General features: G+C 56.3%; 2 protein-coding genes. One reads left to right on the top strand and one right to left on the bottom strand.

Going from position 1 to position 1,206, the window contains the following annotated elements; translation table 11 throughout:
• Positions 1 to 261, bottom strand: a 261-nt coding sequence (locus tag ACX5KA_RS00015) for a MerR family transcriptional regulator (protein WP_458730160.1), incomplete at its 3' end; no start/stop codon positions are given.
• A gap of 95 nt (positions 262 to 356) precedes the next feature.
• Between ACX5KA_RS00015 and ACX5KA_RS00020 the strand changes: the two genes are divergently transcribed.
• The coding region (locus ACX5KA_RS00020; RefSeq protein ID WP_458730161.1) for a cation transporter at positions 357 to 1,206 on the top strand (850 nt) is incomplete at its 3' end.

The following is a 1,206-nucleotide window of genomic DNA, read 5'->3' on the forward strand; positions in this document are numbered from 1 at the left end:
GTGATCATCGAGCAAGGCGTTGACGGCGGTACAAGGCTGATGAGGGTCGTCCTGATAGCTCTGTAGTTCGTGAATCTCAGCCAGTGACAGGCCCAGGATTCTGCAGCGACGGATGAAGGCCAGCCCCTCACCATGCTTCTCGGTATAGACACGGTAACCGTTGTCCTGCCGATCAGGCGGCGGCAACAAGCCCTGCTGTTCATAGAAGCGGATCGTCTGTGTTTCGACCCCTACCAACTGCGCCAACTGACCAATGCGCATCAGCCTCCTCCCCAACGGATTCTTTACTCTATTGACCTTATAGTAGCTTTATAGTTTAAAATGGTACCACAACATTGTTCAAGTGGAGTCGTATTATGAGCAAATCCTGTGGTGGCGCCTGTGGCGGTGATGCAACGTCCGCAGCGGATACCGATATACAGGCCTCCTCCGAGGCGCCAGGGAGATGGGTCAGTGTTTATGCCGTGCCGAAGATGGACTGTCCATCAGAAGAACGAATGATTCGCCTAGCCCTGAACGGCTTTGAGGAGATTCGGGCGCTGTCCTTCGACTTGTCGAACCGCCGGCTGAAGGTCGTGCATGACGGCGAGGTCGAGCCCGTCACCTCGAAACTGAAGACCTTGGGGCTAGGCGCCTCGCTTCAGGAAACCGTCGCTGCAAATCCGGAGACCATCAAGGCCGCCGAGTTTTCGGCAGCTTCTGCTAAGCAAGAATCCGGGACCCTGCGCTGGTTGCTCGGCATCAATGCACTTCTGTTCGTGGTGGAAATGACTGCCGGTCTGATCGCCCGGTCCACCGGCCTGATTGGAGAATCCCTGGACAATTTTGCCGATGCGGCGGTGTACGGGCTTGCCCTTTATGCGGTTGGACATAGCGTGAAAATGCAGGTACGTGCCGCGCATCTTGCTGGTGTACTGCAACTGATCTTGGCTGTGGGCGTGCTCGTAGAGGTGGTGAGACGCTTTGTATTCGGTAGTGAGCCTGAATCGCTGGTGATGATGGCTATCGCATTCGTCGCATTGATTGCCAATACCAGTTGTCTGCTGCTCATATCCAAACATCGGGAAGGCGGGGCGCACATGAAGGCAAGCTGGATATTCTCGGCCAACGACGTGGTGATCAACCTGGGGGTCATCACCGCCGGCGCCCTGGTCGCGTGGACCGGTTCCAATTATCCGGATCTGATTATCGGCACCATCGCGGGGG

The organism is Alteromonas alvinellae, assembly GCF_902705805.1.